Origin of the sequence: Parafrankia discariae (assembly GCF_000373365.1) — a bacterium.
Taxonomy (GTDB): Bacteria; Actinomycetota; Actinomycetes; order Frankiales; family Frankiaceae; genus Parafrankia; species Parafrankia discariae.
The window spans coordinates 15623-37658 of the sequence record NZ_KB891211.1; the positions used below are offsets into that span (position 1 = coordinate 15623).

General features: G+C 71.1%; 23 protein-coding genes and 2 pseudogenes. 12 read left to right on the forward strand and 13 right to left on the reverse strand.

Annotated features, from left to right (window positions below; all coding sequences use genetic code 11):
* Positions 1-767: 767 nt before the first annotated feature.
* Positions 768-2858 (forward strand): tetratricopeptide repeat protein, encoded by a 2091-nt coding sequence (locus tag B056_RS0114085; RefSeq protein ID WP_018502512.1) that lies wholly within the window; start codon positions 768-770, stop codon positions 2856-2858.
* Positions 2859-2916: 58 nt separating this feature from the next.
* On the opposite strand, the gene B056_RS0114090 is transcribed toward B056_RS0114085, so the two are convergent.
* The 4 genes from B056_RS0114090 to B056_RS0114105 form a co-directional block, all read right to left on the reverse strand.
* The gene (locus B056_RS0114090; RefSeq protein ID WP_018502513.1) at positions 2917-4017 is read right to left on the reverse strand and encodes a TIGR03842 family LLM class F420-dependent oxidoreductase; all 1101 of its coding nucleotides are present in this window, start codon (positions 4015-4017) and stop codon (positions 2917-2919) included.
* A gap of 64 nt (positions 4018-4081) precedes the next feature.
* The gene (gene hydA, locus B056_RS0114095) at positions 4082-5509 is read right to left on the reverse strand and encodes a dihydropyrimidinase (RefSeq protein WP_026239694.1); all 1428 of its coding nucleotides are present in this window, start codon (positions 5507-5509) and stop codon (positions 4082-4084) included.
* A 112-nt stretch (positions 5510-5621) separates the two neighbouring features.
* Positions 5622-6461 carry a nitrilase-related carbon-nitrogen hydrolase gene (locus tag B056_RS0114100; protein ID WP_026239695.1) on the reverse strand — a complete coding sequence of 280 codons (840 nt, stop codon included), beginning with the start codon at positions 6459-6461 and terminating at the stop codon, positions 5622-5624.
* A gap of 307 nt (positions 6462-6768) precedes the next feature.
* Positions 6769-7473 (reverse strand): NUDIX domain-containing protein, encoded by a 705-nt coding sequence (locus B056_RS0114105; protein ID WP_018502516.1) that lies wholly within the window; start codon positions 7471-7473, stop codon positions 6769-6771.
* Positions 7474-7932: 459 nt separating this feature from the next.
* Between B056_RS0114105 and B056_RS36445 the strand changes: the two genes are divergently transcribed.
* Positions 7933-8820, forward strand: coding sequence for an RluA family pseudouridine synthase (locus B056_RS36445; RefSeq protein WP_020572488.1), 888 nt, complete (start codon positions 7933-7935; stop codon positions 8818-8820).
* A gap of 157 nt (positions 8821-8977) precedes the next feature.
* The gene (locus tag B056_RS0114115) at positions 8978-9691 is read left to right on the forward strand and encodes a 3'-5' exonuclease (RefSeq protein ID WP_026239696.1); all 714 of its coding nucleotides are present in this window, start codon (positions 8978-8980) and stop codon (positions 9689-9691) included.
* 163 nt (positions 9692-9854) lie between these two features.
* Here B056_RS0114115 and B056_RS0114120 read toward each other — a convergent pair.
* Positions 9855-10172, reverse strand: a pseudogene (locus B056_RS0114120) (hypothetical protein); the annotation flags it as partial.
* A 67-nt stretch (positions 10173-10239) separates the two neighbouring features.
* On the opposite strand from B056_RS0114120, the gene B056_RS0114125 reads away from it, so the two are divergent.
* The 3 genes from B056_RS0114125 to B056_RS45380 all read left to right on the forward strand — a co-directional run bounded on the left by B056_RS0114125 (position 10240) and on the right by B056_RS45380 (position 12536).
* Entirely contained in the window at positions 10240-10482 is a 243-nt protein-coding gene (locus B056_RS0114125; RefSeq protein WP_018502520.1) for a hypothetical protein, read from the forward strand.
* A 147-nt stretch (positions 10483-10629) separates the two neighbouring features.
* Complete coding sequence (locus tag B056_RS40615) at positions 10630-11166, forward strand: MerR family transcriptional regulator (RefSeq protein WP_076784695.1); 537 nt, start codon at positions 10630-10632, stop codon at positions 11164-11166.
* 26 nt (positions 11167-11192) lie between these two features.
* Entirely contained in the window at positions 11193-12536 is a 1344-nt protein-coding gene (locus tag B056_RS45380; RefSeq protein ID WP_035751495.1) for a PQQ-dependent sugar dehydrogenase, read from the forward strand.
* Between the two features lie 828 nt (positions 12537-13364).
* Here the strand turns inward: B056_RS45380 and B056_RS0114145 are convergent.
* Positions 13365-13988, reverse strand: a complete 624-nt coding sequence (locus B056_RS0114145; protein ID WP_035751480.1) for a TetR/AcrR family transcriptional regulator — start codon at positions 13986-13988, stop codon at positions 13365-13367.
* A gap of 48 nt (positions 13989-14036) precedes the next feature.
* Between B056_RS0114145 and B056_RS0114150 the strand changes: the two genes are divergently transcribed.
* A complete protein-coding gene (locus B056_RS0114150) occupies positions 14037-14987 on the forward strand; it encodes an NADP-dependent oxidoreductase (protein ID WP_026239697.1) in 951 nt (316 codons plus the stop codon).
* A gap of 54 nt (positions 14988-15041) precedes the next feature.
* On the opposite strand, the gene B056_RS0114155 is transcribed toward B056_RS0114150, so the two are convergent.
* Entirely contained in the window at positions 15042-15674 is a 633-nt protein-coding gene (locus B056_RS0114155; RefSeq protein ID WP_018502526.1) for a peptide deformylase, read from the reverse strand.
* 246 nt (positions 15675-15920) lie between these two features.
* On the opposite strand from B056_RS0114155, the gene B056_RS46025 reads away from it, so the two are divergent.
* The 3 genes and pseudogenes from B056_RS46025 (at position 15921) to B056_RS0114165 (ending at position 17234) form a co-directional block, all read left to right on the forward strand.
* Positions 15921-16160 (forward strand): WhiB family transcriptional regulator, encoded by a 240-nt coding sequence (locus B056_RS46025; RefSeq protein WP_407672362.1) that lies wholly within the window; start codon positions 15921-15923, stop codon positions 16158-16160.
* A gap of 336 nt (positions 16161-16496) precedes the next feature.
* Positions 16497-16586, forward strand: a pseudogene (locus B056_RS46030) (AraC family transcriptional regulator); the annotation flags it as partial.
* 66 nt (positions 16587-16652) lie between these two features.
* Positions 16653-17234, forward strand: a complete 582-nt coding sequence (locus B056_RS0114165) for a dihydrofolate reductase family protein (RefSeq protein ID WP_020572489.1) — start codon at positions 16653-16655, stop codon at positions 17232-17234.
* A 414-nt stretch (positions 17235-17648) separates the two neighbouring features.
* Here the strand turns inward: B056_RS0114165 and B056_RS39445 are convergent, their stop codons facing one another.
* The gene (locus B056_RS39445; protein ID WP_051105626.1) at positions 17649-17852 is read right to left on the reverse strand and encodes a hypothetical protein; all 204 of its coding nucleotides are present in this window, start codon (positions 17850-17852) and stop codon (positions 17649-17651) included.
* Between the two features lie 263 nt (positions 17853-18115).
* Positions 18116-18304 (reverse strand): hypothetical protein, encoded by a 189-nt coding sequence (locus tag B056_RS0114180; RefSeq protein WP_018502529.1) that lies wholly within the window; start codon positions 18302-18304, stop codon positions 18116-18118.
* A 233-nt stretch (positions 18305-18537) separates the two neighbouring features.
* Between B056_RS0114180 and B056_RS44375 the strand changes: the two genes are divergently transcribed.
* Complete coding sequence (locus B056_RS44375) at positions 18538-18891, forward strand: hypothetical protein (RefSeq protein WP_018502530.1); 354 nt, start codon at positions 18538-18540, stop codon at positions 18889-18891.
* Positions 18888-19436, forward strand: a complete 549-nt coding sequence (locus B056_RS36470; protein WP_018502531.1) for a tyrosine-type recombinase/integrase — start codon at positions 18888-18890, stop codon at positions 19434-19436. Before B056_RS44375 ends, B056_RS36470 begins: the two co-directional genes overlap by 4 nt.
* Positions 19437-19613: 177 nt before the next feature.
* Here the strand turns inward: B056_RS36470 and B056_RS0114195 are convergent, their stop codons facing one another.
* The 4 genes from B056_RS0114195 to B056_RS0114210 all read right to left on the reverse strand — a co-directional run bounded on the left by B056_RS0114195 (position 19614) and on the right by B056_RS0114210 (position 22004).
* A complete protein-coding gene (locus B056_RS0114195; RefSeq protein WP_018502532.1) occupies positions 19614-19946 on the reverse strand; it encodes a hypothetical protein in 333 nt (110 codons plus the stop codon).
* 119 nt (positions 19947-20065) lie between these two features.
* Positions 20066-20605: a PIN domain-containing protein gene (locus tag B056_RS0114200; RefSeq protein WP_018502533.1), complete on the reverse strand. Its 540-nt coding sequence runs from the start codon at positions 20603-20605 to the stop codon at positions 20066-20068.
* Positions 20606-20666: 61 nt separating this feature from the next.
* Entirely contained in the window at positions 20667-21683 is a 1017-nt protein-coding gene (locus B056_RS0114205) for a helix-turn-helix domain-containing protein (RefSeq protein WP_018502534.1), read from the reverse strand.
* 90 nt (positions 21684-21773) lie between these two features.
* Positions 21774-22004, reverse strand: coding sequence for a helix-turn-helix transcriptional regulator (locus B056_RS0114210; protein ID WP_018502535.1), 231 nt, complete (start codon positions 22002-22004; stop codon positions 21774-21776).
* Between the last annotated feature and the right edge of the window lie 32 nt (positions 22005-22036).

The following is a 22036-nucleotide window of genomic DNA, read 5'->3' on the forward strand; positions in this document are numbered from 1 at the left end:
TAACCGCTTCTGAGCTGCAGAGAAGTGCAGGTCAGAAGCGGTGCCGAAAGCAAGCCTAGGAGCGCCGCGTTGACGGTGGGCACCCGCGAGGCCAGCCGGCCCGAGGGCCGCCGCAGCCGTCTTCACCTCTGGGCCGTGTACCCCGGACCGGCGGCCGGCCACCGCGAACCGATGCGGCAGGCCGACCGACGGCTGGTCGCAGTGGGCCGATCGGGGGTGAGTGCACCCCTCCATCCACTTCCCCGGCCCGGTGGGCGCCCGGTGGGCACATTCCGGACTGGCCGGAAGCTGCCGGAGTGTGGGATCGCGGTGTCCCGTCAAGCCGCCAACCGCAACCCGACCGCGATGGCGAGGCGCTCCGTATGGAGAAAATCTTCCCATGTGGCGGCGGTGGGCCCACGGTGGCCGCCAAATGTCGGAGAATGACGCGGACGGTCCAGGACCGCGAGGCGGCAGAGCCGGGCCGGCCCAGGTGGATACCATTCGCGGGCACGGTCGCGTCAACACGGTCGCGTCAACGCCGAAAGGCCTCCAGTACTGTTGAGTACCTACCACCCATCCCCCACCGTCAAGTTTCCGCCGAAAAGTACAGAAAGACCGCCAATCTTTCCGGACCAACCGATATCGCCCGCAGACCGGCTGCCGACGGCCCCCACCGGGGACGGAGCCGGCGCCGGTGGCGTACGCACACCCACCCGGAACAGACGGCTCCCGGGGCGCGGGCGTGCCGCCGGGTCGACCCGGCGGCCCTGGCGGCAGGTCGGCGGATGGTGACTCAGCTGCGGGCCACCCTTCCGTATGTCGGACTGCGCCCGTTCGAGGAGAACGAGGCCGGGTCGTTCTTCGGCCGGGACGCCGAGGCCCGGTCGCTGTCCGCCGCGTGGCTGCGCAGCCGCCTCGTGATCGCGCACGGTCCCGCCGGTGCCGGCAAGACCTCCCTGCTGCGGGCGGGCGTCCTGCCGGATCTGGCCGCCGCAGACGCCGACATCCTGCCGGTCGGGCGGGTCGACGGCCCTGGTCTGACAGCGGCGAGTCCCGACGCCCTCGAACCGGTGGTCGGGCCCGGGAACCCGTTCACCCGGGCACTGCTGCGGTGCTGGTCCCACGAGGACGAGTCGTCGTCCCTGCTGGACGCGCTGCGGGACCTCACCGACCGGCACCACCCGCGCGGCGCGTCCCGGCCGATCCTGCTGGCCATCGACCAGTTCGAGGAGTTCCTCGCGCCCCGCTCGGCCCGGCTGACCCCGTTGCGGTCCCAGTTCGTCGAGGCACTCGCCGTGGCGGCCGCAGCGCTGCCGAACCTGCGCATCCTGCTTGTGCTACGCACCGACCATCGGGAGGCGCTGCTGCCGTACCGGCGGCTGCTGCTGGCGGCCGGTACGGCCGGGGCGGACGGGCCCGGTCACGGGTCGGCGGTGCCGGTCACCGAGGTCGCCGTCACGCCGCTGGTGCCGGACTGCGCGGTGACCGCCCTCGTCGAGCCGCTGCGCGCCGCCGGGATCCGGTTCGCCCCGGGCGCCGCCGCGGCCTGCGTCGACGATCTCACGACGAGCCGGACCGTCGACGCGACCGGCGCCGAGTCGCTGCTGGTGGCGCAGACCGTCCAACCGGCGTTCCTGCAGCTCGTCGCGACCGCGCTGTGGCGGTCCCGGCCGGTGGCGGACGTCCCCGTCACCGCCTCGTGGCTCGGCCCGGTCGGGAACGTCACCGCGGTGCTGGGCGAGTACCTGACCCGGGCCCTGGTCACGACCGCCCACGAGCACGATCTCGACGAGGACGAGCTGCGGGCCTGGCTCACCCGGACGTTCGTGACCGAGCGCGGGCGGCGCGGCATGGTAGACGAGGGCCTGACCATGACCGCCGGCATGCCCACGCCGGTGCTCGACGCCTTGGCCGAGCGGTACGTCCTGCGCTGTGAGCACCGGTCCGGTTCCCGCCGCTTCGAGCTCTTCGACGACCGGCTGCTCGAACCCCTGCAGCGGACGTCCGGCCCGTGGCCGGGCACCGGCGGAGCGGCCACCGAGGTCGGGGCGGCGGACTACCTGCGGGCGGCGCAGGTGAGTTTCGCCGACGGCGACCTGGCCACCGCGTGCGCGCACGCCGAGGAGGCGCTGCGGCGCGACCCGGCGCCCTCACTCACCCGGGCCGGGACCCAGGCTCTACGGGCCCAGCTGTACCAGGCCAAGGGGCGGCTGGACCAAGCCGAGGCCTGCCTGCGCGAGGCCGCCGAGATCTACGAGTCGCTGTCGGACACCGAGGCGTCCGGGCGGGTGCTGGCTTCACTCGGCCGGCTACTGCTGGACGCCGGCCAGGTCGGACGGGCTGTCGAGGACCTGCAGGCCGCCAGCGAACGGCTCTCGGGTGACGCGGACGTCCAGTCCGACCTCGCGCACGCGCTCTGGCGCGCCGGCCAGCCGTGGGCGGCCGCGGCCATCTTCTCGGCCGTGCTCACGATCGCCCCCGACGCGGTGGCGGCGCTGGCCGGGCGGGCCCAGCTGCGGGTCGACCTGGGCGACGACGCCGGGGCGGTCGAGGACTTCGACCGGCTCGCCCGCGCGGCCGCCGCGGCGGCGAGTGGGGCGGGCGACGGGGTGGAGCTGCGGGCGGTGCGGGCGCTGGCGCTGGCCCGTCTCGGCCGGGTCGCCGAGGCGTCGGGCGAGTCGACGACGGCGCTGCGGGACGCGCCGGACAGCGGTCCGGTGTTGTGGCGGGTGGCGGAGGTCATCCGCGCCGCGGGAGACGAGCCCGGTGCGGACGACCTGCTCCGGCGTTCCCTCGACGCCACGGAGCCCGCACTCGCCGCGCATCAGCGGACGCAGGTGTCACGGCTGCTGCGGCGCTCCGGCGCGCTGACGTGACCGACCGTCGAGGACGGTGACTCCCGACGTCACGCCGCCGGCGGCGTGACGTCGGGAGTCACCGTCCCCTGGCCCGGACGGCCTCGCTGATCGCCGGGATCACGGTCTCGCCGTAGGCCTCCAAGGTGGCGTGCTTCGCGTCGTGCTGGAGGTAGACGGCGAACTGGTCGACGCCGAGGCCCGCGAGTTCGCGCAGGCGCTCGATGTGCGCCTCGGGCGGCCCGAGCAGGCAGAACCGGTCGACGATCTCGTCGGGGACGAAGTCGGCGTGGATGTTCCCGGCGCGGCCGTGCTCGTTGTAGTCGTACCCGGCGCGGCTCGCGATGTAGGCGGTGAGCGCCGCCGGCACCGCCGTCTCCCCGCCCGGACCCAGAACACCCGAACCCGGAACGGCCGACCCCGCGACGTCGGGAGCCTGGCTGCTGGGAGTGCCGTAGCGGGCGACGAGGTCGGCGACGTGGTTGCCGACCATCCCGCCGAACCAGCGGCACTGGTCGCGCTGGTGGGCGAGGGACAGCGGGTCGGCGTCGCCGACGTAGGCGGGCGCGGCGACGCAGAACTTCACCGACGCCGGGTCGCGGCCGGCCTTCGCCGCCGCCGCGCGCACCACGCGGATGGTCCAGGCGGCGATGTCGGGGTCGGCGAGCTGAAGGATGAAGCCGTCGCCGATCTCGCCGGCCAGCGCGAGGGCCTTCGGGCCGTAGGCGGCGATCCAGACGTCCAGCCGGCTGGCGGTGCCCCACGGGAAGCGCAGTTTCGCCCCGTTGACCTCGGCCTCCCGCCCGTTGGCGAGGGCACGCACGACGGCGACGCACTCCCGCAGGGTGGCCAGGGTCGTCGGCCGGCCGTTGAGGACCCGGACAGCGCTGTCGCCACGGCCGATCCCGCAGATCGTGCGGTTGCCGAACATCTCGTTGAGCGTGGCGAACAGGGAGGCGGTGACCGTCCAGTCGCGGGTCGCCGGATTGGTGACCATCGGGCCGACCTTGATCTTGCGGGTGGCCGCGAGGATCTGGCTGTAGATGACGAACGGCTCCTCCCACAGCAGGTGGGAGTCGAAGGTCCACACGTGACTGAAGCCGAGCGTCTCGGCCTGCCGGGCGAGCTCGACCACCCGGGACGCGGGCGGGTTGGTCTGCAGCACCACTCCGACGTCCATCAGCCACCTGCCTTCCGGCTCGTCACCGGGGTCCCGGCCACCCGTACGTTCTCCACCGTCACGCTCATCGCAGGTACTGGGACAGGCCGCGGCGCAGGTAGCGCCCGTGCCCGGCCCGCCCGTGGAACTCCCCGCCGGCGACGACGACCGTGCCGCGGGAGAGGACGGTGTCGACCTTGCCCGCGATCCGGAAGCCCTCCCAGGCGGAGTAGTCGAGGTTCATGTGGTGTGTCGCCGCGGAGATGGTCGTACGGGCCGCCGGATCGTAGAGGACGATGTCGGCGTCCGAGCCGGGCGCGACGATCCCCTTGCGGGGGTAGAGGCCGAACATCCGCGCCGGGGTGGTCGCGCAGGTCTCCACCCAGCGGGGCAGGGAGAGCCGGCCGTTGACGACGCCCTGGTAGACGAGGTCGATGCGGTGTTCGACGGTGCCGATCCCGTTCGGGATCCGGGTGAAGTCGCCGCGGCCGAGCTCCTTCTGGTCCCGGAAGCAGAACGGACAGTGGTCGGTGGAGACGACGGCGAGGTCGTCGGTGCGCAGGCCGCGCCACAGGTCGTCGTGATGGCTGGCCGTGTTCGTCCGCAGGGGCGGTGAGGCGACGTATTTCGCGCCTTCGAAGCCGGGCGCGCCGAGGTGTTCCTCGAGGCTGAGATACAGGTACTGCGGGCAGGTCTCGGCGAACACGTTGTGGCCGGCGCCGCGGGCCGCCGAAACGACCGCCAGCGCCTCGGACGCCGACATGTGCACGAAGTAGAGCGGGCAGTTTCCGGCCACCCGGGCCAGCACCGCCGCCCGGTTAGTCGCCTCGCCTTCCAGCTCGGGCGGCCGGGTGTGGCCATGGTGGACGGGGCCGGTCTCGCCGCGGGCGAGTGCCTGGGCGGCGAGGACGTCGATGGCGAGGCCGTTCTCCGCGTGCATCATGACCAGTGCCCCGGATTCGGCCGCCCGTTGCATCGCCCGCAGGATCTGGCCGTCGTCGCTGTAGAACACTCCGGGGTACGCCATGAACAGTTTGAAGCTGGAAACGCCCTCGTTGGCGACCAGGTGGTCCATCGCTTTGAGCGCCTGGTCGTCGACACCGCCGACAATCATGTGGAAGCCGTAGTCGACGGCGCACCGGCCTTCGGCCTTCGCGTGCCAGGCGGCCAGCGACTCCTCGACGACCTCGCCGGTGCGCTGCACCGCGAAGTCGATGATCGTCGTGGTGCCGCCCCAGGCGGCGGCGGCCGTCCCGGTGGCGAAGGTGTCGGACGCCGAGGTGCCGCCGAAGGGCAGCTCCATGTGGGTGTGGACGTCGACCCCGCCGGGGATCACGTACTTCCCGGTGGCGTCGATGACCCGGTCGACCGCGCTGCCGGGGCCGTCACGCAGGCCGTCGGGCAGGCTGCCGGGCGTGAACAGGGCCGCGACGGTCTCGCCGTCGACCAGGACCTCGGTGCGCGTCGCACCCAGCGGGTCGACCAGCGTCCCGCCGGTGATCAGCGTTCGCACGTCGTCGTCCTCACGTCGTTCCTCCCTTCGGCTGTCGCCGCGCCGGTCCGTCCCCACGCCGGGTCTGCCACCCGCCTGACCGGCGGCCCAGGACGGGACGGCGCGCGGCCGTTCACGGCGCGGTGAGGTCGCCGTAGGTGTCCGGCCGCCGGTCGCGGTAGAACGCCCACCGGTCGCGCACCGTGGTCAGCAGGCTCATGTCCAGGTCGCGGACCAGCAGCTCCGGTTCGTGCGCGTCCGCGGTGCCGTCGACGAACGTCCCCTCGGGGTCGACGAAGTAGGAGGTTCCGTAGAAGTCGTCGTCACCCAGGTCCTCGACACCCACCCGGTTGACCGCGCCGACGTAGTACTCGTTGGCGACCGCGGCCGCGGGCTGCTCGAGCTTCCACAGGTAGTTCGACAGGCCGCGTGACGTGGCGGACGGATTGAACACCAGCTCGGCCCCGTTCAGGCCGAGGGCGCGCCAGCCCTCCGGGAAATGGCGGTCGTAACAGATGTACACGCCGATCCGGCCGACCGCCGTGTCGAAGACCGGGTATCCGAGGTTCCCGGGCCGGAAGTAGAATTTCTCCCAGAATCCGGTCACGTGCGGGATGTGGGTCTTGCGGTACTTGCCGAGAAAGGTGCCGTCGGCGTCGACGACCGCCGCCGTGTTGTAAAGGATTCCGGGTTGCTCCTGCTCGTAGACCGGCAGAATCATCACTATCCCGAGTTCCGCGGCGAGGGCGGCGAAGCGGTCGACCACCGGCCCCGGGACCGATTCCGCGTAGGAGTAGAAGGCAGCGTCCTGAACCTGGCAGAAATAGGGCCCGTAGAAGAGCTCCTGGAAACAGATGACCTGCGCGCCGAGCGCGGCGGCTGACCGCGCGTGCTCCTCGTGGGCTTTGATCATCGTTTCCTGGTCGCCCGTCCACCGGGCCTGGACAAGCGCCGCTCGGATCGTCCTGGACATGCGTCGCCCCTGTCAGCCGCGCTGGCCGGGTGCGAGCGGCCGCCTGCCGGCCGTCCGCGAGCCGGCCCCGGTGCCGGGGAGCCTGGCTCGACAACCGTCCGCCCTGCGTGACGGACGCCGTCCCGTGCGGGCATCGTCGCCCCCCCGCGGCCCGGACGGCATCTTGACGCGCGGAGGGACCCTCCTTCGCCCGCGGAGACCACCCCGCCGCGCGACCCGCGAGACCGACCCGCGCCCTGGCCTGGCCTGGCCTGATCCCGGGCCGGCCCGGCCCGGCCCGGCCTGGCCCGGCCTGGCCTGGAGGCGGCTACTCCCCCGTGCCGTCCGCGGCGAGCGCCGGATCGGACGGCACCAGGTACCCGCGCTCCAGATAGCCGGCGCCGTCGCCCTGGCCGCGCAGCTCGGCGGCGGCCCGGACCCGCCGGGCGTGCATGACGGGCAGCACGTCATCGACCTCCGAGATCGGCGTGAAGGCGCAGTTGATGATCTCGTCCATGTCGACCTGGATCCGAGCCCGCCACGGCTCCGGCAGCAGCCCGCCGTCGAAGACGAACAGCAGCATGTCTCCGGCGATCTCGTCGGAGGCCCAGTCGACCGCCAGCAGCGGCCCGATCGGCGGGACGATGCCGATCTCCTCCTCGACCTCACGGACACACGCCGCGTAGGGCGACTCGCCGGGCTCGATGAAGCCGCCCGGGATGTCCCACCCTGGCTTGTAGGACGGCTCGACCAGCAGGACCCGGCCCTCCTCGTCGAAGAAGAGCGCCCCGGCGGCGGCCCGGGGCCGCGCCATCGGCGGCGGCCCGCCCGGGAGCCCGCCAGCGGCGACCGGCGCGTGGGCGCTGTCCGTGGTCTCGCCGGGCAGGGCATCCAGCGCCGCGGGCCGGCCGCCCGGACCGCCCTCCGCCCCGCGCGCGGTCCCACCGGTACCCGTGGTCCCGACGCCGCGCGCGTTCACCGCACCACCCGCGTTCACCGCACCACCCGCGTTCACGACGCCACGCGCGTTCACGACGCTCCCCGCGGGCGTCCCCGCCTCGCCGGGAGCACCGGTTCGGGCGCGGGCCTCCCCTCCCCCGGAAACGGCCGACGGTTGGCGGGGCACCGAGGCGCTCTTCCCGGGCATGAACGTCGAGCCGGCTGCGGATGACGTGCGGTCAGGCTGACGGGGGCCGGCAGTCATGGTGGTCCCTTCTGCTACGGACGAAGTAGCTTGTACTGGGCTTATTACACGAATCTGGGAAAATTTCCGACGTCAGGTTGCGCACGGTCGGCCGGGAAGCCGGCCGCGGCGCCGACCCGGCCCGGCGATCGGCACCGGAGCCGGGTTCCCAGGGCAGCCTGGAAACATCGGCAGGACGCCCACGTCGGGCAGAGCGGACCTCCTACCTCGGGAGGATCCCGTCCGCCGGCTCTCCGTGTGGCGAATACTTGAATTGTGAGCATCGGCACTGTGGGGGCGGGCGGTCTCGTGACGGAGTGGACAACGATCCGGGAGAGCCGGCGGATCTACGAGGACGAGGCGGTACTGGCACTCGACAAGCCGGTGGGCATCTCGGTGATGGGTGAGCGCCACGACACCGACCTGGTGTCCATGGCCCGGGACTCCGGTGAGGAGCTGTTCCCCGCTCACCGCATCGACAAGGTCACCTCCGGCGTCATCCTGTTCGCGAAGGAGCTGCGTTTCCACGGCGATCTGACCCGCCAGTTCAACCGGCGCACGGTGGCGAAGACCTACCTGGCGCTGACGCGCACCCGCGGGCTGCCCGAGCTGGCCACGATCGACCTCCCGCTGAGCGTCGGGCGCAAGAACCGGGTGCGGATCGCCGCCAACCGGGCCGACATCGTCGCCCGGCCCGGCTCCGCCGGAACCTACGCCCCGGACGGCCCCGCCGGCACGCTGGACTCCGCCAGCCCCGCGGCCAGCCCCGCGAGCTGGACGGTGCCGGCCGCCCGGACGTTCCCGAACGTCCGGACCTACCCGTCCGTCACCCGCGTCGCCCGGGTGTGGGAGGGCGCGGAGCACACCCTCCTCGCCGCGTACCCGATCAGTGGACGGCGCCACCAGATCCGGGTCCACCTGGCCTGGATCGGACATCCCATCGAGGGTGACCCGCTGTTCGACCGCGCGCCGGTGACCCGGACGTTCCTGCACTCCTGGCGGCTGTCCTTCGACGCGGCCTGGGACAACGGCCGCAGGACACAAGTCGAGGCGACGCCGGGGGCGGACTTCTGGTCCTCCCTCGGGGCGGACGAGGCCGCCGCCGCGGCGGCCCTCGCGACCGCCCTGGCACCCGCGCCCGCGCCGACAGCGATATCGACCTCGGTGCCGACACCAGCATCGGCGTCGACGCCGTGAGGATCCGGCGGGGTGGCGACAACATCGCGACCGCGAGGACCCAGCGGGCCGTCAATCCACCGCTACCCGCCCGCGCCGTCCGGTGGAATAGTGGCGTCCACTCCCTGTTCCCGGCGTGACGGCGTCTCCCGGGCCGTTCCGAGGAGGCGACCGCACGATGGCGTGGTGGCAGCTCCCGATGGCCGTGCTCGATTTCGAGACGACCGGAACCGACGTGGAGACCGACCGGGCCGTCCAGGTCGCGCTCCTGAAGGTCGGCCCGACCGGGGTGCTGAACCAGCTCTGCCAGATCATCGATCCGGGCGTCGACATCCCGGACGACGCGGCGCGCATACACGGCATCACGACGGAACGGGCCCGCCGCGAGGGTCGCGATCCCGCCGAGGTGATCGGGCGGGTCGGGCAGGCGCTGGAGACCATGTGGCGTGACGGCGTCCCGGTCGTCGTCATGAACGCCTCGTTCGACCTGACGCTTCTCGACCGCGAGCTGCGCCGCCACCACGGCCGCGGCCTCACCCGGGACGACGCGCTCGTCCTCGACCCGATGGTGATCGACCGGGAGCTCGATCCGCGCCGGTCCGGCAAGCGAACGCTTACCGCGCTCGCCGCCCACTACCGTGTCCGCCAGGACGGCGCCCACGACGCGCTCGCGGACTGCCTGACCACGGCCAGGATCGCCTGGCGGCTCCCCCGGCTGCATCCCGACTGGGCCGCGCTGGGCCTGGCCGCGCTCCAGGGCTGGCAGGCCGACGCGCACCGCCGCTGGGCCCTGGACTACCAGTCGTACCTGCGCCGCCGCGGCGGCCGGCCGGACGCCGTCATCGACGCGAGCTGGCCGTGGCGCCCGCTCGACGTCACCGCGCGGGTCTGATCCGGCCCGATCGCCTACCAGGACCTGGCCGACCGCAAAAGCCTCGAAGTCCTCGTCAGGCCCTGGCCCCCCAGACAGACCACCAGAACGAACGGGGGGTGCGACCCAAGGCCGTGCCCCCTGCCCCGCCCAGCGGTCAGGCATCGCGAGGCGTGTCAGTCCGTCACGCCGGATCAACCGTCGCGGAATGCGCCAGCAGCGACGGGAAGGTCGCGCCGGTCAGCTTCTCGGAGGCCACCCACAGCTCGCGGGCCATGTCGACGTCCTTCGCGAGGTCCGGACGCTTCACGAGGGTCGGCATGCCGCGCGCGTTCATGAAACCGCCGGGGCCGACGTAGCTGTCGCCGGGGATGTCCTTGACGGTCGCGTAGATTGTCGCGACCCGGCCGGTGATCTGCGGCAGGAGCAGGTTCGTGAGCGCGAAGTGCCCCAGGTGGTTGGTACCGAACCGCAGCTCGAAGCCGTCGGCCGTGCGCCCCTGGCGGCGAAGGCGCTCGCGGCTACCCGCCCGATCCCGCTGTTGGCGCCGGTGGAGCCAGCGCAACGGGGTGGCGATCACCGCTGCCGAGGGTGCGCTGGCGGGCGTGGTCGAGTTCATCGCCCACGGCGCGGCGAGCGGCGAGCTGGACCTCGACGGCCCGCACCGGGCCGGCACCATCTTCTTCACCACCGTGCAGGGCATCGTCACGCTCGTCAACGGAGGTCTCGCCTCGGCGCAGGAGCTCGACGAACTGGTGGAGCTCGCGGTCGAGCAGTTCCTCCGCGGCGCCCGACGAACCACGGCGACCTGAGCCTCGCGACCAGCCGCCTTCCCGGTTGGCCGGATGGCCGGATGGCCCGGTCGCCCCGCTCACCGCCCGACACTGCCCGGGCTGTTGTCCGTCGAACGCCCCGAGAGCCGTTGACTTCGAGTACTTGAAGTTTTTAGAGTCGATCAAGTGAGCACAGGGACCGCCCACCGCACCTACACGATCAGAGAAGCAGCAGCCCTGACCGGTCTTCCCGCGAGCACGCTTCGCTACTACGAGGCGATTGGAATAATCGCACCGGTTCGCCGCGGCGAGAGCAGCAAGCACCGCGTCTACAGCGACGAAGACATGGATACACCGACGTGGGTGGCCTGCCTGAGTGCCACAGGTATGTCCGTCAGCGACATGCGGCGATACATCCGGAACGGTGAGATCGGTCCGGCCGCGGCCGCGGATCAGGTGGAGCTGCTGCTGGCACAGCAGAAGCGGCTTGCCCTCGAGGCCGAAAACATCGCGGTCCAGCAGCACTACGTGCAGCTAAAGGTCAGCTTCTGGCAGGCGGTGGATGCCGGGGACGCCTACAAGGCGGCGGGTGAGGCGAAGGAGCTCTACATCGTGCCCGAGGCGGGCCACGTCGACCTGTATGACAGAACCGATCTGATCCCCTTCACCAAGATCGAGTCCTTCTTCGGCGAGAGCCTCGGCCAGCGGGAAGAAGCCCTGTGACGATCCGGCGCCTCCCCCTGCTGGGGATGGCCCTCGTCTTCCTCGTGGCCGCCTGCGGGTCGGACGCGGCCGATCCCGCCCCCACCTCCGCCTCCCGAAGTGGGGTGGGCGTGGCCCCCTCCTCCGCCACCACGGCGGGGCTGACCCCGGTCACCCTTACCGTCGGAGAGGGGCTGGACGACGCGCCGCTGAACACACCGCGGCGGGCACTCGTACCCCCCGGCTGGACCCTGTCCGTCTTCGCCCGGGTCCCGTCCGCCCGGCACGCCGCCTGGGCCCCCGACGGCACCCTGCTCGTCTCGGTGCCGGAGAACGGCACCGTCGTCCGGTTGCAGCCGGACGGGCGCGGCACCGCGACGGTGTCCACCCTGCTGAACGGGCTCACCCGGCCCCATGGCCTCGCCTTCGCCGACACGACCCTGTACGTCGCGCAGAGCGACCGGGTGGACGCCTACACCTACGCCGACGGGCAGGCCACGAACCCGCGCCCGCTCGTCACCGACCTGCCCAGTGCCCGCAGCCCCGACCTGCGGGGCAGATACGGCCACGAGCTGAAGAGCCTCGCGGTGGGCCAGGACGGATCGGTCTACATCACCGTCGGCTCGACCGGCAACATCAGCGCCGACGACCTCACCGCAAACCCACCACGGGCCTCGATCCTGCGCGTGCCGCCCGGCGGCGGCGCACCGGAACCGTTCGCCGTCGGCGTCCGCAACGGCACCGCCCTCGGCGTCGCCCCCGACGGCGCGATCTGGTCAGCGGTGAACAACCGGGACAACATCCAGTTCCCGTACGACCGTCCCTACGGCGACGGCTCAGGGTCGGCGCAGGGACGGGTGATCGACGACTATGTGCGTGACCATCCCGTCGAGCCCTTCGTGAAACTCACCCCCGGACGCAATCTCGGCTGGCCCTACTGCAACCCGGAGGCCGACGTGGACCCCGGTGTCCGCGGCTCCGCGCAGGACTTCTCCGACGTCCCGTTCATCCGTGACGTGGAGATGAACCCGGACGGGCGGATGCTCGACTGCGCGACGCTTCCCCCCGTGGAACAGTCACTGCCCGGGCATTCCGCCCCGCTGGGCCTGTCCTTCGTCGACGGCGACCTTCCGGGTGAGTACGCCTCCGGCGCCCTGGTGGGTGTGCACGGCTCGTGGAACGCCTCACCCCCACGCGCCCCCGAGGTGTCCTTCTTCCCCTGGCGCGACGGCAACCTGGGCGCACAGCAGACCCTGGTCGGCGGATTCCAGTCCGCGGACGGATCCCGCTGGGGCCGCCCCGTGACCGCCGTCACCGGACCGGACGGGGCGGTCTACATCACCGACGACACCGCCGGCGCCGTCTACCGCCTCGCTCCCCCCACACGCTGACCGACAGAAACGTCATCATCCAGCGACGCAACGTCATCCACCGAGGCCGGAGTCCAGGCCGCCGCGGACCGCAGCCGGACCCACCCTGGGTGGGTCCGGCTGTCATCGTGGGCAGGCTGATGCCGGCAGGCGCTCGATCTTGGTTCAAGGTCCTGAAATCACCTTCCTCCCTACCCGCCCCGTCACAAGATGATGACTGGAAACTGTCTCACCTCATGCTGGCAGATAGGGGACTCGACACCGTCCACACCAGCGCCGGTGAAGGCGCTGTCGCTGTACTCCCCCGTCTGCGGCCAACGACGGGCGGATCTGTTGCGCGACGCGATGGCGGTGCTCGTCACAGCCGCTCGCGGTCACCGGCGAGCTGGCGGAATCGTGCAAGGCCTACGGCGTTTCGCCTGGTCAAGGGCCCAACCCCAGCGGACGGACCCCTTCCGGCCGCGTGGAGCCGAAGAGACTCGAACCTCTGACCTCGCCCGATCACCTCCGGCCCACAGGCAGTCGCGCACGTCGGGGTCCGGGGGCTCGGCCCCGGGCAGACATAACGAAGACGCCCCCAGGCCTTCGTACGAAGGCCTGGGGGCGTCAAAGTCGAGTGGACCTAACGCATCACAACAAGAACCGTTTGATCTTGGTTCAGGGCCCTGAGATCAGGGTCCGTCCGGTCTCGGCGAGGCTCCTGGCCAGGGGCGATGCCCAGTAAGCACCCAGCCGACAACCTCACCCGCCGAATCGACACGGCGGACCCGCCGACGTCATCCGCGCGGCACGACGCCTCCTCATCTTCGCCAGCGCCGTGACCCTCACCCGAACCACAGATTCGAAACACTAGCGTCTGGAGAGAGGCAGCCGGACGGCAGGCGGAAGCGGCGCCAGGACAGGGTTCGCCTGGAACGACTGGATCATCAGGGCGGCGAAGCGCCGCGACGCCGCCACCCTCATCTCAGGTGACTCGACGCGGATGCCTTCGTTCGCCATCAGCGCCAGACTGATGTCCTCCAGCACGAAATCCCTCCGCAAGCCGCCGGCTTCCTTCGCGCGCCGCACCAGTTCGAGCAGCAGTCGCAGCGTGTGATCGCGGTCGGCGGCGAGGTCGACCGCTTCGGGAATCTGTGACGTGAACGCGCGGGCGAAGCCTCGGTCGAGGGCATGCATCTCCATCAGCCTGTCGAGCACGAGGCAGAACCCGCGCCACGGGTCGCCCGCAGCCAGGCCCTCCTCCACGACCGCCGAGCACGAGGCCATCTGCTCGGCGAAGGCCTCGGCCAGCAGAACGTCCTTGGTCTGGAAGTGCCGGTAGACGGTCGCGACACCGACGTCGGCACGCCGGGCGATCTCCCGGATCGGCACGTCGAGGCCGTCGGCGGCGAAGGCCGCGCGAGCGACCGCGAGGATGCGCTCACGGTTGTCGCGGGCGTCCGAGCGGAGCTTTGCTACCACTTGAGCCGGCACGTCTCTCACTTTAGCCAAACGGACGGGGTGCTCCGTTACGGTCGCCGCATGAGATCAGTTCAGTTCACCGAGTACGGGCCGCCGAGCGTCGTGCACGTCGCCGAGGTGGCGGCGCCGCACGCCGGTCCGGGCGAGATCCGCGTCGCCGTACGGGCCTCCGGAGTCTCGGCCGGGGAGATGCTGCTCCGCTCCGGCGGGATGCGTGACGTGGTGCCCATGACGTTCCCGTACCGGACCGGATTCGACGCCGCTGGTGTGGTGGACGAGGTTGGCGACGGTGTCACGGACGTGGGTGTCGGCGACGAGGTGTTCGGCTGGGCCGACGCGGCCACGCGTGGCGCCAATGCCGAGTTCGCCGTCCTAGCCGCCTGGGCACCCAAGCCCAGCTCGTGGAGCTGGGAGGAAGCGGGTGGCGCCGCAGGCTCCGTCGAGACGGCCACCCGCGTCCTCGACCGGCTCGCGGTCGGCGCCGGGCACACCGTGCTCGTGCAGGGCGCGGCCGGTGGGGTGGGCACCGTCGCCGTCCAGCTCGCGGCCGCCCGCGGCGCCACCGTCATCGGCACGGCGAGCGAGCGTAATCACGATTTCCTGCGCTCCCTCGGCGCGGAGCCGACGACGTACGGGACGGGGCTCGTCGAACGGGTCCACGCGCTGGCGCCGGCCGGAGTGGACGCGGTGTTCGACTGCGCCGGCGGGGCACTGCCAGACCTCGTCGCCATCGCCGGCGACGCAGCTCGGGTCGTGACGATCTGCGACTTCACCGCCCCGGCGCACGGCGTGCACCTGTCCTACGGCGTGCCGGTCGACGAGACGGGAACGGCCCTCGGATCCCCCGCCGATCCGCTGGCGTTGCACGGCCTCACGATCGCGGTAACGCTCGCCAGCGAGGGCCGACTGCGAGTGCCGGTCACGGCGGCGTTCCCGCTCGCCGAGGCGGCGGCCGCGCACGAGTTGAGCGAAACCCGTCACGCCCGCGGAAAGATCGTGCTGGTGAGCTGAGGCGGCACGCTACTCGACCCGTCATCCGGCCCGCGATCTGTCTGCGGGGTGCGGTCAGAGCGGGAAGCCGAGCGCCGCAGCGGCGAGGGACGGTGTTGGCTGGGCCCAACGTTGCTCGTAGGCGGCAGCGGTCGACACCGACCGAAGCTCGGCTCGATCCAGGTAGATCACGCCGTTGAGGTGGTCTGTCTCGTGTTGGGCGATGCGGGCCGGCCAGCCGGACAGCTCGAGGCTGTAGGCACGACCGTCCCTGTCCTGCGCGGACAGCCGCACCTGATGATGGCGCGAGACGACCGCCGTCAGCCCCGCAACGCTGAGGCAGCCCTCGTAGAACACGCGTCGCTGGGGGCCCAGTGGCGTGATCACGGGGTTGACGAGGTCAAGCGGCGGTTGTGGCGGACGTTCGCGAGCGGTGGCGATCTCGGGCGTGACCTGGGCCGGGTCCTCGATGACCGCCAGCGCGAGCGGGATACCGAGCTGAGGTGCGGCGAGTCCGACACCGACGCCGGGAAGATGCCCGCGCATCGCGTCGAGCAACTCGTGGAGCAGCCCGTCCGGGAGTTGCCCGTCATAGCGGGCCGCTGTCTGCCGGAGGACGGGGTCGCCCACCTGGGTTACGGGCCACGGACGGTGCGCGGCGAGCACCGCCCGCACCTGGTCGACAAGTTCGGCGTTGACGGTGCTCACGGCGCGGTGCGCACCCCAGGATTGCCGACGTTCTGGTCGGCGCTGCCGTTCACGATCTCAATCCTAGATTCGTCAGGGGGCTGATGCACCACCCTCGCCGCCGCCCGAGGGAACCCCCACACCCTGTCGACCGCGCACCGCGCCACCTACCGCGCCCGGGGAGCTGGTCCGTCCCGGCGAGCTGCCCGCGCCCCGCGCGAGCAGCGCACTGGTGGACTTCCTCGCCGGCCTTCTTCCCTGAGAAGGGTGGGTCGACCCCGGGAGGCGAAGCGCATCTGCTCCGGCTGCGAGGTCAGGGCCGAGTGCCTGGAGTACGCACTGGAGAACGACGAGCGATTCGGGATCTGGGGCGGCCTCGTGCAGACACGGCCGACGTGCAGTCGGTGCCCTACGGACGGGGTCCCCAACCTGACTCGACCTGATCGATTCAGCCCACACCCGGTGCCTCGGGCCGGAACCACCATCGGCGAACCAGTCTCAGCCTGAAGCTGCCCCGGTTTCGTTCCAATTACCAGCGGACCCGACCGAACGGCGGACATCATGTTCGGCTCGGATCCGGGCGAACTCGCGAGACAAGTATTGAGTTCCCTGGTCGAAACCTGGTTCGGCGCCTGAGCGGCGAAGTCGCTTCCGATACGGATCGACTGCCCCGACGCTCCGTATTCCTTCGCGAGTTCCTCGGGCATCCGTCCAGCCCGGACAAGATCCACCATCTGTCGACGAAACTCCTCGTTGTACGGCGGTTTTGATCTCGGCAGCTGCACTCCTCCCCGGGGTCTTTATCCCAAAGAGCCCAGGCTTGAACAGGATCGGGCCAACTTCACGCCGACCCGGTACATCGAAGTCCGGCGGCGGTTCCTGCGCGAACATCCCGGCCACGCGCTGGACGGCTGGCCGCTGCCGGCCGACTGATTTCTTACAAGAGCGACAGCTCACGACACGCTACTTTGGGGGAACCCCAAAGCAGAGGAGAGCCCCGTGGGCAAGGTGGTCATGTACAGCTCGGTGTCGGTGGACGGCTTCGTCGCGGACGAGAATGACCAGCCCGGACCGCTGTTCGACTGGTTGTCCAGCGGTGACGTCCCGTTGGACGAGAGCGGCGAGGTGAAGGTGTCGCAGACGTCCTACGACTACACCCGGCCGTACTGGGACCAGATCGGGGTGACACTCGTCGGCCGCCACGTCTTCGACATTACGGACGGCTGGGACGGGAAGCCTCCGGGCGGGATCGACCACGTGGTCGTCGTGACGCACCGGCCGGAGCCCGAGGGCTGGGACCCCGAGGCGCCGTTTCACTTCGTCGACGGCGTCGAGGCAGCCGTGGCCAAGGCGCAGGAGCTTGCGGGTGACCGCATGGTCGAGGTCGCCGCTGGCGATGCCGGTGGCCAGGTGCTTGCCGCGGGCCTGGTCGACGAGGTGCGCATGGACGTCGTACCCGTCGTGTTCGGGTCCGGCAAGCGCTACTTCGGGTCGGTCCACGCGCAGCACCTGTTGGAGGATCCTGACGTGGTGATTCAGGGCAACCGGGTGCTTCACCTGCGCTATCGGGTGCGCCGTTGACCGATCTGAGCGGGTACGCGAAGAAGTCCACTGCGAACGGTGACACAAGATCGGACCTCCGGCTGCGTTTGCGCATCGCTGTCCCCGGTCGGGCAGCCGACGCCGATCCGCCCCAGCACCTCACCTGTGGCAAGTTCAGCTCAAGAGCACTGGTTGCCGGTTTCCGTCGTATCTTGGCCGACCCCCTCCCCTGTCCGAACACCGACGCCGCTTCGCTGTCGGCCTGGTCGCTCGGTCAGTTGCATGAGCCGATGGTCGCTGGCCGTTGCGGAAGTCGGCTGACTCGGCTGGCGGAGGTGGCGGCGGCCCGCAGACGGATGATCTCGTCGTGTTGCGCGGCGAGTCGCGCGAGGGCCTGGGTCTGGGACTCGGTGAGTTCGTTGATCGTGCTGGTTGACTCGACCACACGGTTCTTCAGCCCGGTGATCTCGGCTTGAGGCGGGTGATCTGCGCGTCGCGCGGGTCGAGCTGATCGCCAGCCTGCTGGAGAGTCCGTAGGCGCCGTTCGAACTCGGCGCGGAGATCGGCGTAGAGCCGGGTGCCGTAGAAGGCGGTGCGGTCGACGCCGGACCCGCCGCTGGCTGCCCGCTCCCCCGCATAGCCACCTGCGGAGTGCACGCAGTCCGCGGACCACGATGCGGTCGTGCGACGCGACGCCCGGCCTCAGCCGACCGCAACCCCGGTTCTCCACGCGGCGTAGTCACGGGCGGCCCGGACCCACTGTCCGCTAGGACCGCCCGTGGCCGCCCGGTACGTCCACAGACCGGCCACGAATGCAGCGAACGCGGTCAGCGCGTCGTCGCCCACCGTCAAGCCCGTTCGTTGCGCCGCCCACGCCTCCGCCTCTCGTGGGGAGTGCCCCGCGTCGACCAGGCGGATCGTCATGAAGGCCGTGTCAACCCATCCGGCAGCCGCTCCGGGAAACCCCCATCAGCGGGCCGCCCGGGGATGTACTCGAACCCGACGATCAACCACAGATCGCCGGCGTCCACTTCTTCGGAGAAGATCACGGCCGGGGCGATGCCGTCAGCGAGCGCCCCGGCCGTGATCTCGTTCCGCAGAAAGCGCATGGGCCGGCTGATCCCACGGACGGCCTTCACGAACAAACGACCTGGGCCACCACAGCGCCGCAGACACCTACCTCGACCTGGCTGGCCAGCACGCCGACGAAGCCGGCGACCGACTACTCGCGGACTGCGTCGCGATCCTCGACAGCTCGTTCGCGTTCTTCCGCAACCAGCCCCACCGCGCGCAGTCGGTGGCCGCTGAGCGCCGACCGGATGCCCATCCCTACGCCCGGCCCATGCTCGCGGTCTGCGAGTCCCGCGCCGCAGCCCGCGCCGGCGAACCCGCCGCCGCCCGCCGGGCCCTGGATGACGTATGGGCACACCTGTGGACCGGCCAGCCCCTCCCGGGCACCGTGCCCGTCAGCGAGGGCCTGGCCCGCGCGCAGACCGCGGCGATCCTTTCCACCCTCGCCGACCCCGCCGCCGAGGAACACGCCCGCAGCGCCATCGCGGTCTACACCCAGACCAAGCAGGCCGGGATGCTCGGCGGCTCGTACAACGCGCTCGCCCGTAGCTACCTTCGCCGACCCGAACCCGAACCCGAGAGCGCCGCTGCCGCTGCCCGGGCCGCGCTCGCCGCAGCACCGTGACGATCGGCACCCGCTACCGGCCGCCGGCGGCCACCTGGACGCTGTACCGGGACCGGGAGCCGATCGGACAGGTGCGCGTTCTCGACGTTGCCCAGGCGGGCGCACGGACTGTGCTGCGCCTGAGCGAGCCGATTGCTGTGGCGCTGGCGGTCGACGACGAGATCGGCGAGCGCCTGCTGTCGCGCCAGCGGCTGCACGACCTTCGCCACGGCTCAGCGTCGATCATGCTCGGCGAGGGCATCGACATCACGACCGTCTCGAAGATCCTCGGTCACTCTTCGACGTCGATGACCGGGAACACCTATGCACATCTGCTGCGGTCGACCGGACAGCAGGCGGCGGAGACGATCGCTGCGGCGATCCCCCGCGCGGTCCGATGCGGGCACCCTGTGGGCACCAGCGCCGGTGACGGTGGCGGGACTGCGGAAACGACTGGCGTTTCTACTGGTAGAGGGGCCGTCCAGTATGGACGGCCCCTCTCGGCATCGGTGGAGGTGGCGGGAATCGAACCCTTCGACCGGCCGCGTGGCCGAGAGTGCGAGTAGGCGGAAGTGCCTGCAATGCAAGGGTTTTCGGGTCGCGGACGGGTGCGGACGATGGTGGTCGAGGGGCTGAAAGTGGGCCGGGTGTCCTCACCATGTCCGCACCAGTGCCCGCACCGGGCGATCCCATGACGGTGTGACAGTCCGTTACCTACGGCCAGTCGTTGACGGCATCACTGGTCAGGGCCGCGTTTCGTCGGCGGCGGGGCAGAGGTTCTCCGTAGCGGTGGTGAACAGCGCCATGTGGTGTGAGGGTGGGTCACCGGTCTCGTCGGCAAGCATTTCGGCCGTGGTCCGCCAGTCGAAAGTGGATCCGTCGAGCAGGTCGCCTAGTAGGTCGCAGAGGGTTCGGCCCATGGCGAGTGCCTCGAGGTTGGTGCCGGTGTAGCCGAACCGACGGGTGTCGCGGATGAACTGGTCAGGGTCGGGTGCTTGCTCGGCTGGCCGGCTTGGCTGGTCCGGCTGGTCGGTTCTGCTGCCGCAGCCTGCGGTGAGCGTGAGCGCGACGAGCACGCCAAAGACGCCGTGTGTCCTCATGTGTCCCCCCGGTATGAGGGGGCCAGGCTAGCGGAGCGCCGTCGCGGTACCGGACCGTGAACCCAGGCGGACGGAAAGTTCGTGCCGTCCGAGCGTCAACTTGTGGAGTCGGACGTACCCGCTGCCTCGGCTGCGGCGAGGTCGAAGCCGACCAGATGGAACAACTCATACGGGGTGAGAACCTCGATGCCCATCCGCCGGGCGATCTTAATGAGTCTCGGATCGCTGGTGGCAAGGGCCGCCTGCTGTCGATGAGCTGTTGCCGCGATGATCGCGTCACGATGGGTGCCGCCCCGCAGGGAGGTTGTGTTACCAACCACCGCGCGGACGATCGGCTGCTGCTCGGGAGGCGAGCCTCCGAACGGCCCTTCACCGAACGGGCCGAAGCCGAACACGCTGGCACTCATCGGCACCGTCGTGCAGAGCTCGTCGACGATCTCCACGCAGGTCTGTCGTTTATCGGCCGTCCCGGAGATACCCGTCCCGATTTTGGACACCTGGTCGATGACGACCGCATCGACCAGCAGTTCGACGCTGCCGCCCGTGACGGCGGATCTCATCGCTTCGCGGGCGGCCGGGTGCTGGTACATGAAATCGGGGATGTTGGCGTCGACGACCACGCGGTGGGGTGACATCGGCACACGGTATGGCGGATCGGACGGCAGGGCGATCGAGTACGGGGCCCGCGGATGGCGGTCACAAGCGCCGCCGCCCGGGGCCGACCTGCTTCGGTAGCCGTGTACGGACGGCGGTGAGGGTGTCCACGGTGGCCGCGGACAGGACGCCGCCGGCCGGCACCTCGAGGCCGCCCGCGACGGCGGGGGCCTGGCCCTCGTCGACGTCGTCCGCCGCGCGGGTCGCCTCGAGGTCGGCGCAGACAGGACACGGACCGGGCAGGCCGTGCTGGCGGCACATCGAACGCACGTTCGGCGGCACCGCCACGGTCGGCCCGGACGGCCGGGCGGGTTCGGGTGCCAGGTCACGGATACGGGTCCGGCGGACCGCGGCAAGGTTCCGCACCGCGCCGGTGATCGGGGCCCGGTAGGCGTCTGCGATCTGCCCGACGGTGCAGCCGCGGTCGAGCGCGGCCCGGATGTCGGCCTGCCAGGACGCGGGGATGCCGCCGGCGGTGAGGGCCTGGACCACGTCGCCGTGCGGGTCGACCTCGACGGCCGGGGCCGGGCCGTGGCCGGTCTGCCCGGTGCCGTGGTCGTACTCGTCGAGGGTGTCGCCGCTGCTGCTGTAAGGGCTGTGAGGGGAAGGGAGGGCTTGTGGCTCATCTTGAGCCCAGCCCGTGGCTCTTCCTGAGCCCAGCTCTGGGCTCACCCTGAGCCCACCCCCCGACTCCTCTGGGCTCACCGTGAGCCCAGCCGGAACGGCCATCCGGTACCGGGTGCGGGTCTTCCTGGCACGTGCGTCCGCCACCGCCGGCCGGATCCGGATCACCCACCCGGCCACCTCGAGGCGGTTCAGCTCCCGCTTGACGGTCGCTTCGCTGTACCCGCTGATCGTGGCGAGCGTGGCCAGCGACGGCGTGAACTCCGGCGGTGTCGTCAGGGTGCGGTAGTCGGCAACGGTGAGCAGCGTGTGCACCAGGGCGCGGGCGGGTCCAGGCAGGTCGGATCTCAGCAGTGCGCGCCGGACGTCCTGATCGGGCGCGCGGGTGCCGCGGTGGCCGTCGTCGGGCAGGCTGCTGCGGGCATGATGTGACACGGGTTGTGGGCCCTTCTAGCCAAGGGTTCGCGATCAAGGGCCGGTTCGGGTGTTACCAGCACCCGGCCGGCCCGCTTCATGAGCGGGCGGTCAGTCCCGCCTGTCGGTTCTCTGGTCCTCCTGGCCCGTCTTCACGGGCCGGTGCTCGGCTATCCAGGCCTCAATGTCGCCGATGGTCCAGAACCGCGACCGGCCGTGCCGGAAGCTCGGTACCGGGAAGCCTTCCGAGTTGGCGAGTTGCCGCGCGCGTTCCTGCGTCAGGGCGAGCCGGCGGGCGATGTCGGCCGTTGTCCACAGCTCGACCGGGTCCGGTGACGTCATGTGGGAATCGTACTTGCAACCGTTGCAACTTG

Coding starts and splice junctions, on each gene's coding strand:
- B056_RS0114085 (WP_018502512.1), top strand. CDS start 768: ATGGTGACTCAGCTGCGGGCCACCCTTCCGTATGTCGGACTGCGCCCG.
- B056_RS0114090 (WP_018502513.1), bottom strand. CDS start 4,017: ATGGACGTCGGAGTGGTGCTGCAGACCAACCCGCCCGCGTCCCGGGTG.
- B056_RS0114100 (WP_026239695.1), bottom strand. CDS start 6,461: ATGTCCAGGACGATCCGAGCGGCGCTTGTCCAGGCCCGGTGGACGGGC.
- B056_RS0114115 (WP_026239696.1), top strand. CDS start 8,978: ATGGCGTGGTGGCAGCTCCCGATGGCCGTGCTCGATTTCGAGACGACC.
- B056_RS45380 (WP_035751495.1), top strand. CDS start 11,193: ATGGCCCTCGTCTTCCTCGTGGCCGCCTGCGGGTCGGACGCGGCCGAT.
- B056_RS0114150 (WP_026239697.1), top strand. CDS start 14,037: ATGAGATCAGTTCAGTTCACCGAGTACGGGCCGCCGAGCGTCGTGCAC.
- B056_RS0114180 (WP_018502529.1), bottom strand. CDS start 18,304: ATGCGCTTTCTGCGGAACGAGATCACGGCCGGGGCGCTCGCTGACGGC.
- B056_RS44375 (WP_018502530.1), top strand. CDS start 18,538: ATGCTCGCGGTCTGCGAGTCCCGCGCCGCAGCCCGCGCCGGCGAACCC.
- B056_RS0114200 (WP_018502533.1), bottom strand. CDS start 20,605: ATGTCACCCCACCGCGTGGTCGTCGACGCCAACATCCCCGATTTCATG.
- B056_RS0114210 (WP_018502535.1), bottom strand. CDS start 22,004: ATGACGTCACCGGACCCGGTCGAGCTGTGGACAACGGCCGACATCGCC.